Source organism: Kocuria sp. CPCC 205263, from assembly GCF_040981075.1.
GTDB lineage: Bacteria > Actinomycetota > Actinomycetes > Actinomycetales > Micrococcaceae > Kocuria > Kocuria rosea.
The window spans coordinates 178697-193438 of record NZ_JAVKPV010000004.1 but is presented as its reverse complement, the minus strand read 5'-3'; the positions used below and the strand labels follow the sequence as shown (position 1 = coordinate 193438).

Sequence of the window (14742 nt, the reverse complement as noted above, 5' to 3'; positions counted from 1 at the left end):
CCCGCCCTTCGCGAGAGTTCTAGTTGCGCGAGCTGCCGGTGTTCGTGCCCTCGCCGGAGTCGTCCCGGTGGTAGAGGTACTCGTTGCCGTGCTCGTCCTTCTCCACGTAGAAGTGCTCCTGGACCTCCTGGTACCAGGTCTGGGCGGCCTCGCTCATCTTCTCGCCCTCCTGCGCCTGGGCCAGCCGGTCCCCCGGCCCGTAGACGCGCATCGCGATGGCGTTGAGCCGGTCGAGGATGCGGTGCTGCTGCTCGCCGTCCCGGTTGGTGTTCTGCCTGTTCCGCGCCATGACGTCCCCCGTTGCCGACTGTGATGGTGATCACCAGTCTAGCGCCCGGGTGCCGGCACGAACCGGGCCCACCGGCGGGTGTGACGCCGGTGGGCCCGTACGGTCCCAGCTGTCCGGGCGGCTACTCGACGTCGCGGATCTGCTTGAGGGAGCCGGTGCTCGTGCGGTACTCCCGCACGTAGTCGGGCTGCTCCGGGTGCTCGATGGCCGGGGCGTTGGCCGGCTCCGAGCCGTGCACGTAGTCCGGGGCCACGACGATCTCCTCGTCCACCTCGGCGCCGGTGGAGGTGCGGCGGTGGAACTCCTCGGGCGGCAGCACCCGGCGCCACTGGCGGGTGGGCAGGACACCCACCTCCCCGGCGTCCTCGCGCAGGGCCCGGAGCAGCGAGTAGATCATCACGTACCCGAGCACGAAGAACGGCAGGCCGATGAGGATCGCCACGTTCTGCAACGCGGCGAGCCCGGTGGCGCCGGTGGCGGTCAGCAGGATCGCGGCGATGAGGCCGATGGCGACGACCCAGAACACGCGCTGGTGCACCGGGGACTCCTCCTCGTGGCCGCTGCCCATCGTGTCCATGACCAGGGCGGCCGAGTCGATCGAGGTGATGAAGAACAGCACCACGATGAGCACGCCCACGGCGGAGGTGACGGTGGAGAACGGGAAGTTCTCGAGGAAGACGAACATCGCGCCGGGGATGTCGCCCTCGTCGACGACCGCCTCCACGAGCCCGCCCCCGCCGTTGAGCTCGATGTCGAACACGCCCATGCCGAAGATCCCGAACCAGATGACGGAGAACAGCGTGGGGAACGCGAGCACCCCGGAGACGAACTGGCGGATGGTGCGGCCGCGCGAGATGCGGGCGATGAAGATGCCCACGAACGGGGACCACGTGATGGTCCACGCCCAGTAGAAGACGGTCCACCCGCTCTGCCACCCGGTGTCCGCGAGCGAGTCGTTCCAGAAGGCGAGCGCCGGGAGCATCGACAGGTACGTGCCGGCGGACTCGACCATGCCCTTGAGCATCAGCACGGTGGGTCCAGAGATGAGGATGAAGACCAGCAGGCCGATCGCGATGAGGATGTTGGTGTTGGACAGCCGCTTGATGCCCCGGTCGAGGCCCAGGGCCACGGAGACCGAGGCGACGAGGCTGACGGCGGCGATGATGAGGATCTGCGACAGCGCCGACTCGGAGATGCCGAAGAGCCGTGCCAGGCCGCTGTTGATCTGCATCGTGCCGAGCCCGATCGAGACGGCCACGCCGAACAGGGTGCCGACGATGGCCAGGATGTCGATGAGCCGTCCGACCGGCCCGTGGATGCGCTCCCCCAGCAGCGGCTGGAACATGGAGCTCACCCGCGGCGGGAGGTTGCGCTTGTACATGAAGTAGCCGAAGGCCAGTGCCGGGAGGGTGAAGATCGTCCAGGTGTGCAGCCCGAAGTGGTAGAGCGTGAAGCCCATCGCCTCGGTGGCGGCCGCCATGGAGGCTGGCTCGACGCCCTGCCGGGGCGGGTTCGCAAAGTGGTTCACCGGTTCGGCGACGGCCCAGAACATCAGGATCGTGCCGATGCCCGCGGCGAAGAGCATCGAGAACCAGGACAGGTTGGTGTGCTGGGGCCGTTCGTCGTCGGCCCCGAGCCGGACCTGACCGAAGCGGCTGACCATGAGGTAGATCAGGAACAGCAGGAAGACGGTCACACCCAGGATGTAGAACCAGCCGAGCTGTTCGATCACCCAGGTGGAGCCGTCCGCGAAGACAGCGTCCATGAATTCCGTGAACACCAGCGTCAGGACCACGAACGCGGCGATCACCAGCGCGGAGCCGAAGAAGATGGTGGGACTGGTCCGCAGTCGCAGGGAGTCGTGCAGTCTGTTCAGCATCGCCGTGCTTCCCCGGCTGCCCTCGGCCTCGGACGAGCGGACGGCCGCCGTGTCTCGGTTGTGTGCGTCGGTCGTGTGCGTCGGTGGTGCGTTCTGGTTGCTAAGACCCTACCGCGTGGTCGTCCCGAGGTGGAGGCTCACTCCGGGGACGGCGTGGACGGCAGGCGCGGCTCCACGTGCCACTCCCACCACGCGTCCACGCGGTCGAGCAGGCGCTGCACGGTGCCGTCGTTGACCAGCACGGTGCTGGAGACGGCGGCCCGCTCCTCGTCGGTGGCCTGGGCGGCGATCCGGGCGCGGGCGTCGGCCTCCGTCATGCCGCGGTCCTCGATCATCCGCCGCACGCGCTCCTCCGCCGGGGCCTGGACCGTGAGGACGAGGTCGAAGCGCCCGTGCTGGCCGGTCTCCACGAGCAGGGGGATGTCCTCGACCAGGACGGCGTCCTCCCCGGCCGCGGCCGCGAGCCGTTCCGCCTCCGCCCGGACGAGGGGGTGGATGATCGCGTTGAGCCGGGCGCGCGCCTCCGGGTCCGCGAACACGCGGGCGCCGAGCGCGGCCCGGTCCAGGCGGCCGTCCGGGGTCAGCACGGAGGGTCCGAACTCCTCTACGATCCCGTCGAGACCGGGTCGGTCCGGCTCCTGCAGGGCCCGCGCGATCGCGTCGGCGTCGACCACGGTGGCCCCGAGCTCCATGAGCCGCCGGGAGACCGTGGACTTGCCCGAGGCGATCCCGCCGGTGAGTCCGATGGTCAGCATGGGACCATGCTATCGGCCGGTCCCGGCCGCGCCCCGCCGGGCGCTCACGCCTCTCCGGCCCCGGCCACGGTGGTCATGACGTCCGGCAGCGTGCCGGGCCCGTGCGCCCGCTGCACCCGCAGCCAGCGGTACCCGTAGCCCTCCAGGGCCAGCTCCGCCGAGGAGTCGGCGTCGAGGGTGCACGTCCCGTTGCCCAGCAGGTCCAGCAGCTCGGTGCCCTCCTCCTCGTCCGGCAGCAGCAGCGGCACCGTGGTGGGCTCGGCGGAGAAGTTGTGCAGCGCCACGATGCCGGAGCCCTCCCACGAGCACCGGTGGGCGAGCACCTCCCGCCGCGGCTGGTCCAGGACCTCGGCGGGCCCCCAGGCCAGCTCGGTGCACTCGCGGTAGCGGCGGGCCAGGGCGGTGACGAAGTTCAGCAGGGAGTCCGGGTCCCGCTTGGCGTCGGCCACGTTCACGGCCGCGGGGCCGAACTCTCCCTCGACGACGGGACCGGAGAGGTCCTCGGCGCCGGCGGAGGAGAACCCCCCGTTGCGCCCGGAGGTCCACTGCATGGGCGTGCGGACGGCCATGCGGCCCTCGGCGGCGAGGTTCTCGCCCATGCCGATCTCCTCGCCGTAGTACAGCACCGGGGTGCCCGGCAGGGAGAAGAGCAGCGAGTAGACCATCCGGATGCGCTGCCGGTCCCCGTCCAGCATGGGCGGCAGCCGCCGGGTGAGGCCCCGGCCGTAGATCTGCATGCGCTCCTCGGGCCCGAAGGCGGCGAAGACCTCCTCCCGCTCGGACGCGGAGAGCTGGTCGAGGGTGAGCTCGTCGTGGTTGCGCACAAAGTTGGCCCACTGGGCGTCCTGCGGGATGCGGGGCTGGTTCTTCAGGGCGGTCGCCAGCGGCCCGGCGTCCCGGCGGGCCAGCGAGAGGTAGAGGTTCTGCATGGCCACGAAGTCGAAGATCATGGTCAGCTCCCCCGCGTCCTCGGTGCCGAACAGCTCGAGCTGCTGCTGGTAGGGCAGGTTGACCTCGCCCAGCAGGGCGGCCCGGCCGTTGCGGCGGTTGACGAACCTGCGCAGCAAGCGCAGGAACCCGTGCGGGTCCGTGAACCCGCCCTGATTCTCGAAGTCGTCGCCCTGCGCCAGCGTGAGCAGCTGGGGGATCCCGTCCACGCGGAAGCCGTCGAGGCCCAGGTGCAACCAGAACCCGACGATCTTCGCGATCTCGTCCCGCACCTTGGGGTGGGAGAGGTTGAGGTCGGGCTGGTGGCGGTAGAAGCGGTGCAGGTACCAGTGCCCGGTGATCTCGTCCCGGGTCCAGATGCCGCCCTCCCGGTCGGGGAACACGGCCTTCCCGGAGGTGTCCGGCGGCTCGTCGGTCCGCCACACGTAGTAGTCGCGGTACGGGCTGTCCGTGCTCGAGCGGGCGGCCTGGAACCACGGGTGCTGGTCGGAGGTGTGGTTGACCACGAGGTCGGCGATGACCCGCAGACCGCGGTCCTGGGCGGTGCGGACGAGCTCCACGAGGTCGCCGAAGCTGCCCAGCCGCTGGTCGACGCCGTAGAAGTCGGTGATGTCGTAGCCGTCGTCCCGGTTCGGCGTCGGGTAGAACGGCATGAGCCACAGGCAGGTGACGCCGAGCTCCGCCAGGTAGTCCACCCGCTCGGCCAGCCCGGCGATGTCGCCGACGCCGTTGCCGTCCGTGTCCAGGAACCGCTCGACGTCCACGCAGTACACCACCGCCTGCTTCCACCAGAGGTCGGAGGTGTCGGCGATGCGCATGTCTGCTCCCTCCGTCGCGGCTGCTCTCCTGTCTAGCACCCCGTCCCGGTCCCGTCGAGGGCGCGCGGGGCCCGGCCTAGAGTGGGGAGCATGGACCCGGACCCCCTGCTCAGCCGCGCGACCCGGTACACGACGCTCGCCGCGGGCACAGAGGCGGTGGCCGAGCTGGAGATCAAGCGCTCCCGCTTCCTGGCGGTGCTGCGGCGGGCGTCCACGGAGGCCGAGGCCCGGACCCTGGTCGAGGAGCTGCGGCGCGAATTCCACGACGCCCGCCACCACTGCTCGGCGTTCGTCCTGGGCCCGGACCGGGACGTGCAACGCTCCTCCGACGACGGCGAACCCGCCGGCACCGCGGGCCTGCCGATGCTCGAGGCCCTCGTGCTGCGGCGCACCGCCACGGACGCGGCGGGCCGGGACGTCACCGACCTCTCGGACGTGAGCGCCGTGGTGGTCCGCTGGTTCGGCGGCACCCTGCTCGGCGCCGGCGGGCTGGTCCGGGCCTACTCCGAGGCGGTGTCCCAGGCCCTCGACGGCGTGTCCCTGGTGGTCCGCCGGCGGCAGCGCCTCTACCGGCTCCCCGCCTCCCACGCGGACGCGGGCCGGATCGAGAACGAGCTGCGCGCGGCCGGGACCACGGTCCTGGACACCGACTACGGGGCGGCAGGCGCGGAGCTGGGCCTCGCCCTGCCCGACGACGACGCGGCCGTCGCCGCGCTGCACTCCCGCGTGGCCTCGCTGACCTCCGGCGCCGGTCTCCTGCGGCCCGTCGGCACGGACTGGGTGGACACCCCCGCCGGCAGCCGGCCCTGAGCGGCGCCCGGCCGGTCCGGCGGCCCCGGGGACAGCACGACGGCCCCCGCCCTGCGAAGGGTGGGGGCCGTCGTGGTCAGCGCCGTGCGGGACGGCCTGGCGGTGCCTGTCGGATCAGGCTCCGGTCAGCTTCTCGCGCAGAGCGGCCAGGGCCTCGTCGGAGGCCAGGGTGCCGGAGTCGGCGGCCGGGGCCTCGGAGGAGTAGCTGGTCGGGGCCGGCGCGGACGAGGAGGAGGACGAGGAGGACGAGGAGCTCGTCGTGCCGCCGGCGGCGGCCTCGGCGTCCTCGGCGATCGACTTCCGGACCTGCTCCTTGTGCGCCTCCCAGCGCGACTGGGCGTCGGCGTACTGCTGCTCCCAGGCGGCGCGCTGGGTCTCGTAGCCCTCGATCCACTCGTTGGTCTCGGGATCGAAGCCCTCGGGGTACTTGTAGTTGCCCTGGTCGTCGTACTCGGCGGCCATGCCGTACTGGGCCGGGTCGAATTCGGTGGAGTCCGGGTCCACGCCCTCGTTGGCCTGCTTGAGCGACAGCGAGATGCGGCGGCGGTCCAGGTCGATGTCGATGACCTTGACGAACAGCTCGTCGCCCACGGAGACGACCTGCTCGGCCATGTCCACGTGGCGCTGGGCCAGCTCGGAGATGTGCACCAGGCCCTCGATGCCGTCCTCGACGCGCACGAACGCGCCGAAGGGGACGAGCTTGGTGACCTTGCCCGGCACGACCTGCCCGAGGGCGTGGGTGCGGGCGAACAGCTGCCACGGGTCCTCCTGGGTCGCCTTCAGCGACAGGGAGACGCGCTCGCGGTCCATGTCGACGTCCAGGACCTCGACGGTGACCTCCTGGCCGACCTCGACGACCTCGGAGGGGTGGTCGATGTGCTTCCAGGACAGCTCGGAGACGTGCACGAGGCCGTCGACGCCGCCCAGGTCCACGAAGGCACCGAAGTTGACGATCGAGGAGACCGTGCCCGTGCGGACCTGGCCCTTCTCGAGCTTGTGCAGGAAGTTGGAGCGGACCTCGGACTGGGTCTGCTCGAGCCAGGCACGGCGGGACAGGACCACGTTGTTGCGGTTCTTGTCCAGCTCGATGATCTTCGCCTCGATCTGCTGGCCGATGTACGGCGCGAGGTCGCGCACGCGGCGCATCTCGACGAGGGAGGCCGGGAGGAAGCCGCGCAGGCCGATGTCGAGGATGAGGCCACCCTTGACGACCTCGATGACGGTGCCGGTGACGACGCCGTCGTCCTCCTTGATCTTCTCGATGTCGCCCCAGGCGCGCTCGTACTGAGCCCGCTTCTTGGACAGGATCAGGCGGCCTTCCTTGTCCTCCTTGGTGAGGACCAGAGCCTCGACCTCATCACCCACGGTCACGACCTCGTCCGGGTCGACATCGTGCTTGATGGACAGCTCGCGGGACGGGATGACGCCCTCGGTCTTGTAGCCGATGTCGAGAAGGACCTCGTCGCGGTCGACCTTGACGACGGTGCCCTCGACGAGGTCGCCGTCGTTGAAGTACTTGATGGTCGCGTCGACAGCGGCGAGGAAGTCCTCGGCGGACCCGATGTCGTTGACGGCAACCTGCGGGGTGGTGGTGGTCATGTAGTAGGGGCTCCGATGGGGATAGTTTGTGATCAGTCGGAACGGAGATTGTCCGGCCGGACCGCGGCCGTTCCGAAGGATTGCTGGACAGGGCACGTGCAGAGCACGCACCGGGTCATTCTACGGACGGAGGAAAAGGGGCGCAACACGCGACCCGCCGCGCCGTGCGGGCTCAGAACTGTGTGACGCCGTACGGGGCGGTCGGGGTCTCCATGAAGTCCTGCAGGTCCCGCAGCGCGTCCTCGTCCCGGGCCACGATCAGCCCCGCCTGCGCGAGGGTGCTCGCCTTCACCGCCCCGAGGTACAGGGACCCGAGCACGTCCACCCGCATCGCCACGTCGGCCCCGTCGGGCAGCTCCACCGCGGGGACCGAGCGCCCGGCGTCGTCGTCGGCGGTGCGGGGCCGGTCGCCCAGCCGCTCGACCACGGGCGTCCCGCCGCTGGTGTCCAGCGCCCAGACGCCGTCGGCGTAGCCCATCGAGTCCACGAGGGAGATGACGATCCGCCCGCGGAAGGTGTACGGGCGGGCCTCCAGCGCGGCGGCGGGGTCCAGGACCCGCACCCACACCTTGTCGGACTCCGCGGTGACGCGGTACTTGGCCCGGTCCGCCATCGCCCACACCAGCGGGTCCTCCACGGGGGCGCGGCCGAAGCGGACCTGGTCCACGAGGTCCAGGGAGGTCACGAACTCCCACAGGGCGATCGACACGTCCGGGGAGGCGCCCACGAGGTCGAGCACCGTCAGGGTCAGCGGGTAGGAGGTGTTCGGCTCGAACCGGTAGGTCACGTAGCCGTCCGGGCGCATCGCGTCGTCGTAGTGCACGGCGCAGCGCACCTCGGGGTCCGCCTTCTGCGGGGTGATGGCGTACTCCCCCGTGTACTCGGGCCAGTGGTAGGCCACCCGGCTCACCGATCCGTGGGAGCTCTCGTGGAAGCGCTGGAAGAGCACGGGGGCGAGCTGGCGCACCGCCTCGCCGTCGGCCATCTCCACGCTGCCCACGGTCGGCGCCTTGAGCTGGAGGCGGGTCGTGGCGTCCACGGTGACCTCGCGGTTGAACGTGGCCGCGCCGAAGCCGAACCGGCCGTAGATGGTGGCCTCGGTCGCGGTCAGCAGCGCCACGGGGTAGCCGTCCCGCCGGGCGCGGTCGAGCTCCCCCGTCATGAGCCGGCGCAGCAGCCCGCGGCGGCTGTGCGTGGGCCGCACGGTGACCTCGGAGATGAGCCGGGCCCGCAGCAGCCGGCCGCGGCCCGCGTTGAGCGAGCCCTCCCAGGAGGTGAAGGTCGCCACGGGCCGCCGGGTGGGGAGCGCCGCCTCCGGCACGGCGTGCGGGTACGCCGCCCGCAGCCGCACCCGCTCGGCGTGCATCCAGGACAGGGTGCGCTCGAGGGTCTCGTCGGTCGGCTCCGCCTGGTGGAAGCCCTGCCGGATGGCCCGCACCCACTCCACGGCGGCGGGGTTGGCCGCGACGCCGCCGGGGCCCACGCCGAACTCCGCGAAGGTGTAGTCGTGCCCGCCGGCCGAGTAGGACTCGGTCACGGTGCCGGGGGTGGACGGTGTCGTCGGAGCGTCGTGCTGGGGGTCCATGGTGGGTTCCTCGTTCGCGGTGGGGTCGGGGAGCGGGCCGGCCGGGGCGCCGGTCCGGCCGGTCAGTGGGCTGCCTCGTGCCAGGAGCGGCCCGCGCCGACGTTGACCTCCAGCGGCACGGACAGCTCGGCGGCGCCGCCCATCTCCTCGCGCAGCACCCGCTCCACGGTCTCGCGCTCCCCGCGCACGACCTCCACCACGAGCTCGTCGTGGACCTGCAGGAGCATCCGGGAGCCGAGGCCCTCGTCGGCGAAGCGCCGGTCCACCCCGAGCATCGCCTTTTTGATGATGTCGGCGGCCGAGCCCTGGATGGGGGCGTTGAGGGCGGCGCGCTCGGCCATGGAGCGCAGCTGCCGGTTGTCGCTGGAGAGGTCCGGGAGGTACCGGCGGCGTCCGTCGATCGTGGCCGTGTAGCCGTCCTCGCGGGCCTGCTCCACGACGCCGCGCAGGTAGTCGCGCACCGCCCCGAACCGGGTGAAGTAGTCGCTCATCAGGGTGCGGGCCTCGTCCACGGGGATCCGCAGCTGCTTGGAGAGCCCGAAGGAGCTCAGCCCGTAGACCAGCCCGTAGCTCATGGCCTTGACCTTGGAGCGCATGGGCGCGGTGACCTCCTCCGGGGCCACGCCGAAGATCTTCGAGCCGACGAAGCGGTGCAGGTCCTCGCCGCTGCGGAACGCCTCGATCAGCGCCTCGTCCCCGGACAGGTGCGCCATGATGCGCATCTCGATCTGGGAGTAGTCGGCGGTGAGCAGCTGCTCGTAGGCCCGCCCGTCCTCCGGGCGCCCGACCACGAACAGCCCGCGGATGCGGCGGCCCTCTTCGGTGCGCACGGGGATGTTCTGCAGGTTGGGGTTGGTGGAGGACAGCCGGCCGGTGGCGGCGACGTTCTGCATGTAGGTGGTGTGCACGCGGCCGTCCTCGGCGATGGCCTTCTGCAGGCCCTCGACGGTCTGGCGGAGCTTGTTGGCGTCCCGGTAGGCCAGCAGGCCGGCGAGGAAGCGGTGCCCCTTGGAGTCCGGGTCGGTGCGGGTGAGCAGCTCCGCCACGGCGTCGGCGTCGGTCGTGAAGCCGGACTTGATCTTCTTGGTCTTCGGCAGCCCCAGCTCCTCGAACATCACCTGCTGCAGCTGCTTGGTGGAGCCGAGGTTCACGGGCTCCGCGATCTGGGCGTGCGCTTCCTGCTGCGCCTGCTCGATCACCCGGGCGAAGTCGTCGAGCAGGACCTGCACCCCCTCGGGGTCCACGGCGATCCCGGCGAGCTCCATCCGGCCCAGCACCACGGCCAGGGGCAGCTCGAGGTCCGTGAGGAGGGCGGTCTGGTGGGTCTCGGCCAGCTTCTCCAGCAGGTGCTCGGAGAGCTGGACGGTGGCGACCGCCAGCTCCGCCTCCCGCCGCAGCACCGCCGGGGCGGGCCAGGGCTCGGCGTCCAGGGCGAGCTGCTGCTGCCCCTCGGCGGCGGGGCCGTCCGCGGCGGGCGCCACCGCCAGGCCCAGCCGGTCCTCGAGCAGCGCGGGGAGCTCGTAGCTGCGCCGCGCCGGCTGCAGCAGGTAGGCCGAGAGCTGGGGGTCGTCCACGACCCCTGCCAGCGGTAGGCCCCGCACCGCGAGGGACTTCCAGACGTCCTTGAGCCCGTCCACGATCTTGGGCCGGTCCGCGTCGCCCAGCCAGCGGGCCAGCGCGGACTCGAGGCCGGAGTCGGCGGCCGCGAGGTCCAGGAACAGCGCGGACGGCTGGTGGCCGCCGCGGGCGAGGACCGCCCCGGAGAGCTCGCGGGCGCCCGGCAGCACGGGGTCGTCGTCGCGGTGCAGGGCGTGCAGCACCACGGGACCCTCCCCGCCGGCCAGCCACTGCTCGAGGTCCTCGGCGGTGCCGGGGCGCTCGACCTCGCCCAGGCCGAGGTCGGCCGGCGGGGCCGCCTCCTCCGCGGGGCGCCCGAAGGCGTCGAAGAGCCGGTTGCGCAGGCCGTCGCCGAACTCGAGGTCGTCGAAGACCTCCCCCACCGCCTGGGCGTCGGGCACGGGCAGGCCGGCGTCGGCGAGGTCGACGTCCAGCGCGAGATCGGTGATCAGGCGGTTGAGCCGGCGGTTGCGCTCGACGTCGGCGCGGTGCTCGCGCAGCGCCTCGCCCTTCTTGCCCTTGACGCGGTCCGCGTGCGCGAGGATCGCGTCGACGCCGCCGTAGGCGAGGATCCACTTGGCCGCGAACCCCGCACCCACGCCGGGGATCCCGGGGAGGTTGTCGGCCTGCTCCCCGGTCAGGGCCGCGAGGTCCGGGTAGTGCTGGGGCGGCACCTTGTACTTCTCCACCACGGCGGCGGCGTCCATGTGCTTGAGGTCGGACGGGGTGCGCCCGGGGTAGACCACCGTGACGTGCTCGTCGATCATCTGGAAGGCGTCCCGGTCCCCGGAGAAGACCAGCACCTCGTAGTCCTGCTCGGCGCCGCGGCGGGCGAGGGTGGCGAGGACGTCGTCGGCCTCGTGGCCCTCGGCGGTGACCACGGGCACGCCCAGGGCGTCGAGGATCCGGCGGATCTGCGGGACCTGCCCGTGGAACTCCTCGGGCGTCTCGTCCCGCCCGCCCTTGTACTCCTCGTACTCCTGGGAGCGCAGGGTGGGGCCGTCGAGGTCGAAGGAGACCACCAGGTGGGTGGGCTTCTGCTCGCGGATCAGCTTCACGAGCGTGTTCACGAAGCCGTAGACCGCCTCGGTGTGCCGGCCGTCGGAGGTCACGAAGGCGGGCCCGCCGCCGTACTCCGCGGCGCGGGACAGCGCGAAGAACGCGCGGAAGGCCAGGGAGTGGCCGTCGACCAGCAGCAGCTTCCGCTCGGGCCGGGAGACCGGGTGGGGGATCTCGACGTCGACGGGGTGGTCGGTGTCGGTCCCGACGGTCACCGTGCGGACAGCGGTCTCGGGGCTCGGGTCGGTCTGCGTGTGCTGCGTCGTTTTCTCCACGGACCCATCCTAGGGCCGGGCGGGAGCCGGGGCGGGCGGTTTGCCGGGGCCCGGCGGGTCAGCCCGCGCGGCCGGACGGTGCGCTCAGGCGACCTGGTTGATGATGGCCTCGGCGACCTCCCGCATGGACAGCCGGCGGTCCATGGAGGTCTTCTGGATCCAGCGGAACGCCTCGGGCTCGGTGAGCCCCATCTTGGTGGTCAGCAGCGACTTCGCGCGCTCCACGAGCTTGCGGGTGGCGAACTGCTCCTTCATGTCCGAGACCTCGCGCTCGAGCGCGGCGATCTCCTCGGCGCGGGAGATCGCGATCTCGATCGCGGGCACGAGGTCGTCCACCGTGAACGGCTTGACCACGTAGGCCATGGCCCCCGCCTCGCGGGCCCGCTCCACGAGCTCCCGCTGGCTGAAGGCCGTCAGCAGGACCACCGGGGCGATCCGGTCCGAGGCGATCTGCTCCGCCGCGGTGATCCCGTCCAGGACGGGCATCTTCACGTCCATGAGCACGAGGTCGGGGCGGTGCTCGCGGGCGAGCTCCACGGCGCGCTGGCCGTTGTCGGCCTCCGCGACCACCTCGTAGCCCGCGTCCTGGAGCATCTCCACGATGTCCAGGCGGATCAGGGTCTCGTCCTCGGCGACCACCACCCGACGGGCCGGGCGCAGGTCGCGCTCCGCCGCCTCGCCGGACGGGTCGTCGCGGGTCTCGGGCTCCTCCGCCGGGGAGGGGTTCGGCTGCTCCGTCACGCTGACTCCTTGGCTGCTGGTGCGTCGTTGCCCGCGCCGCGCGGGCAACGGGGCCGGCGGCGCCCGACTGCCCGGCGCCGCGCGTTCCGTCCGATCAGCCCCAGCCTATAACTGTTGTAGAGTGGTCGAGCGCAGGAGCCGCCCTCCCGAGGCGGCGCGGACTGCGACCGCAGGCCCAAGTGGCGGAATTGGCAGACGCGCCGCACTCAAAATGCGGTTCCCCTGGAGTGTGGGTTCGAGTCCCACCTTGGGCACCAGCACCCCGGACCTCCCGGTCCGGGGTCTTCTCGTCCCACCCCCGTGCCGTCAGCCCGCGGCGCCCCGCTCCCGCACCAGGTTGGTGACCCGGGCGGTGGACAGCCGCCGCCCCCGCTCGTCGGTCATCACGACCTCGTGGACGGTGAGCGTGGCGCCCAGGTGCAGCGCCGTGCACGTGCCGGTGACCGTCCCGGAGGCCACGCCGCGCTGGTGCGTCGCGTTGACGTCGACACCCACCGCGTACCGCCCGGGGCCGGCGTGCACGCTCGCCGCGGTCGAGGCGAGCGTCTCGGCGAGGACGCAGTGCGCTCCCCCGTGCAGGATCCCGCCCGGCTGCGTGTTCGGCTCGACCGGCATCGTGGCGACCGCCCGCCCGGGCGTGAGCTCCGTGAACCGGATGCCCATCGCCCGGGCCAGACCGCCCATCCCGTGACCGGGGAAGGCGGCGTGCAGCTCCTCGGGGACCCCGTGCTCGCGCAGGTCCCGGGAGTGCTCCTCGGGGGTCATGGCCGGGGGGTTGCTCACCCCTCCCGCCACGGTCCCACGCGCTCGCGCCGCTGCCCGCTGCCCAGCAGCTCCCCGGCGTCGGCGACGTCGCCCACGCGGTGCACCTTGACGAGGTTCGTGGTGCCGGCGACCCCGGGGGGCGAGCCGGCGCAGATCACCACGAGGTCGTCCTTGCCCGCCAGGCCCTGCTCCTGCAGGTGCAGGTCGACCTGCCGGGTCATCTCGTCCGTGTGGTCGACCTTCGCGACCTGGATGGGCTGCACGCCCCAGAGCAGGGACATGAGCGCCGTGACGAGGGGCTCCGGGGTGAACGCCAGGATCGGGTGGGCCGGGCGCAGCCGGGACAGCCGGCGGGCGGAGTCCCCGGACTGGGTGAACGTGCAGAGGTAGCTGACGTCGAGCTGCCGGGCGATGGTCACCGCCGCCCGCGTCACCGCACCACCCCGGGTGCGCGGCTCCGTGCCGAGGGCCGGGACGCGCTCCAGCGCCTGGCTCTCGATGGCCTCGATGATGCGGGCCATCGTCTCGATCGTCTCGATCGGGTACTTGCCCACCGAGGTCTCCCCGGAGAGCATGACCGCGTCGGCGCCGTCGAGCACCGCGTTGGCGCAGTCGGAGGCCTCGGCCCGGGTGGGGCGGGGGCTGTCGATCATCGACTCGAGCAACGGGGTGGCGACGATCACGGGCTTGGCCCAGCGCCGGGCGAGCTCGATGGCGCGCTTCTGCACGATCGGGACCTGCTCCAGCGGCAGCTCCACGCCCAGGTCACCGCGGGCCACCATGATGCCGTCGAAGGCGTCGATGATCTCGTGCAGGGAGTCCACCGCCTGCGGCTTCTCGATCTTGGCGATCACCGGCAGCCGCCGGCCCTCCTCGTCCATGATCTCGTGCACCCGCACGATGTCCTTGGCGTCGCGCACGAAGGACAGGGCGATCAGGTCCACACCGCGGCGCAGGGCCCAGCGCAGGTCGTCCTCGTCCTTGTCGGACAGGGCCGGGACGTTCACGGCCACGCCGGGCAGGTTGATGCCCTTGTTGTTGGACACCGCCCCGCCCACGACCACCTCGGTCGTGACGGTGGTGTCCGAGACGGCGGTGGCGCGCAGCGCCACCCGGCCGTCGTCGATGAGCAGCGGGTCGCCCACGTTGACGTCGCCCGGCAGGGCCTTGTGCGTGGTGGAGCACAGGCTCGCGGTGCCCTCGACGTCGTCGACGGTGATGGAGAACACGTCGCCGGGGAGCAGCTCGTGCGGGCCGTCCGCGAAGCGGCCGAGCCGGATCTTCGGTCCCTGCAGGTCCGCGAGGATCGCGACCGTCTGCCCGGCGTCCGCCGAGGCGCGCCGCAGGTTCTCGTAGGACGCGTCGTGCACGGAGTGGTCGCCGTGGCTCATGTTGAGCCGGGCCACGTTCATGCCGGACCGGATCGCCTGGGAGAGGTTCTCGTACGAGGAGATGGCCGGACCGATCGTGGCCACGATCTTTGCTCGTCGCATGTGTGCCGCCTTGGGTCGAGGGGTGCCACCGGGGAGGACGTGCACAGCACTGCGGCCGGGGGCTCCGTCGCGCAGGACACGACGCAGCTCCCGGCCGCACTGCCTGGAT

11 protein-coding genes and 1 tRNA gene are annotated in these 14742 nt (G+C 71.9%); 2 read left to right on the top strand and 10 right to left on the bottom strand.

Annotated elements, in window-relative coordinates; translation table 11 throughout:
* Positions 1-19: 19 nt before the first annotated feature.
* From RF647_RS07875 to RF647_RS07860, 4 genes are all read right to left on the bottom strand, one after another.
* Positions 20-289 (bottom strand): hypothetical protein, encoded by a 270-nt coding sequence (locus RF647_RS07875; RefSeq protein ID WP_126346359.1) that lies wholly within the window; start codon positions 287-289, stop codon positions 20-22.
* Between the two features lie 121 nt (positions 290-410).
* Positions 411-2168 carry a BCCT family transporter gene (locus tag RF647_RS07870; RefSeq protein ID WP_368811243.1) on the bottom strand — a complete coding sequence of 586 codons (1758 nt, stop codon included), beginning with the start codon at positions 2166-2168 and terminating at the stop codon, positions 411-413.
* A gap of 137 nt (positions 2169-2305) precedes the next feature.
* Complete coding sequence (gene coaE, locus RF647_RS07865) at positions 2306-2923, bottom strand: dephospho-CoA kinase (protein WP_368811242.1); 618 nt, start codon at positions 2921-2923, stop codon at positions 2306-2308.
* A 44-nt stretch (positions 2924-2967) separates the two neighbouring features.
* Positions 2968-4689 carry an alpha-amylase family protein gene (locus RF647_RS07860; RefSeq protein WP_368811241.1) on the bottom strand — a complete coding sequence of 574 codons (1722 nt, stop codon included), beginning with the start codon at positions 4687-4689 and terminating at the stop codon, positions 2968-2970.
* A 90-nt stretch (positions 4690-4779) separates the two neighbouring features.
* Between RF647_RS07860 and RF647_RS07855 the strand changes: the two genes are divergently transcribed.
* Positions 4780-5499 carry a YigZ family protein gene (locus RF647_RS07855; RefSeq protein WP_368811240.1) on the top strand — a complete coding sequence of 240 codons (720 nt, stop codon included), beginning with the start codon at positions 4780-4782 and terminating at the stop codon, positions 5497-5499.
* 114 nt (positions 5500-5613) lie between these two features.
* Here RF647_RS07855 and rpsA read toward each other — a convergent pair whose 3' ends face one another.
* From rpsA to RF647_RS07835, 4 genes are all read right to left on the bottom strand, one after another.
* On the bottom strand, positions 5614-7098 hold the full coding sequence (gene rpsA / locus RF647_RS07850; protein WP_144836584.1) for a 30S ribosomal protein S1: 1485 nt from the start codon (positions 7096-7098) through the stop codon (positions 5614-5616).
* 172 nt (positions 7099-7270) lie between these two features.
* A complete protein-coding gene (locus RF647_RS07845; RefSeq protein WP_109222610.1) occupies positions 7271-8683 on the bottom strand; it encodes a GNAT family N-acetyltransferase in 1413 nt (470 codons plus the stop codon).
* 62 nt (positions 8684-8745) lie between these two features.
* On the bottom strand, positions 8746-11634 hold the full coding sequence (gene polA, locus RF647_RS07840; protein WP_368811239.1) for a DNA polymerase I: 2889 nt from the start codon (positions 11632-11634) through the stop codon (positions 8746-8748).
* A gap of 84 nt (positions 11635-11718) precedes the next feature.
* Complete coding sequence (locus RF647_RS07835; protein ID WP_133410381.1) at positions 11719-12294, bottom strand: ANTAR domain-containing response regulator; 576 nt, start codon at positions 12292-12294, stop codon at positions 11719-11721.
* A 254-nt stretch (positions 12295-12548) separates the two neighbouring features.
* Here RF647_RS07835 and RF647_RS07830 point away from each other — a divergent pair.
* Positions 12549-12632, top strand: a tRNA-Leu gene (locus RF647_RS07830).
* 49 nt (positions 12633-12681) lie between these two features.
* Here the strand turns inward: RF647_RS07830 and RF647_RS07825 are convergent.
* Both RF647_RS07825 and pyk read right to left on the bottom strand, forming a co-directional pair.
* A complete protein-coding gene (locus tag RF647_RS07825) occupies positions 12682-13158 on the bottom strand; it encodes a PaaI family thioesterase (RefSeq protein ID WP_095651001.1) in 477 nt (158 codons plus the stop codon).
* Entirely contained in the window at positions 13155-14633 is a 1479-nt protein-coding gene (gene pyk / locus RF647_RS07820; RefSeq protein WP_368811238.1) for a pyruvate kinase, read from the bottom strand. The genes RF647_RS07825 and pyk overlap by 4 nt, the downstream gene beginning before the upstream one ends.
* Between the last annotated feature and the right edge of the window lie 109 nt (positions 14634-14742).

Bases quoted from the DNA above. Each gene is read 5' to 3' on its own strand.
- RF647_RS07875 (WP_126346359.1), bottom strand. From the start codon at position 289: ATGGCGCGGAACAGGCAGAACACCAACCGGGACGGCGAGCAGCAGCAC.
- RF647_RS07870 (WP_368811243.1), bottom strand. From the start codon at position 2,168: ATGCTGAACAGACTGCACGACTCCCTGCGACTGCGGACCAGTCCCACC.
- coaE (WP_368811242.1), bottom strand. From the start codon at position 2,923: ATGCTGACCATCGGACTCACCGGCGGGATCGCCTCGGGCAAGTCCACG.
- RF647_RS07860 (WP_368811241.1), bottom strand. From the start codon at position 4,689: ATGCGCATCGCCGACACCTCCGACCTCTGGTGGAAGCAGGCGGTGGTG.
- RF647_RS07855 (WP_368811240.1), top strand. From the start codon at position 4,780: ATGGACCCGGACCCCCTGCTCAGCCGCGCGACCCGGTACACGACGCTC.
- rpsA (WP_144836584.1), bottom strand. From the start codon at position 7,098: ATGACCACCACCACCCCGCAGGTTGCCGTCAACGACATCGGGTCCGCC.
- RF647_RS07845 (WP_109222610.1), bottom strand. From the start codon at position 8,683: ATGGACCCCCAGCACGACGCTCCGACGACACCGTCCACCCCCGGCACC.
- pyk (WP_368811238.1), bottom strand. From the start codon at position 14,633: ATGCGACGAGCAAAGATCGTGGCCACGATCGGTCCGGCCATCTCCTCG.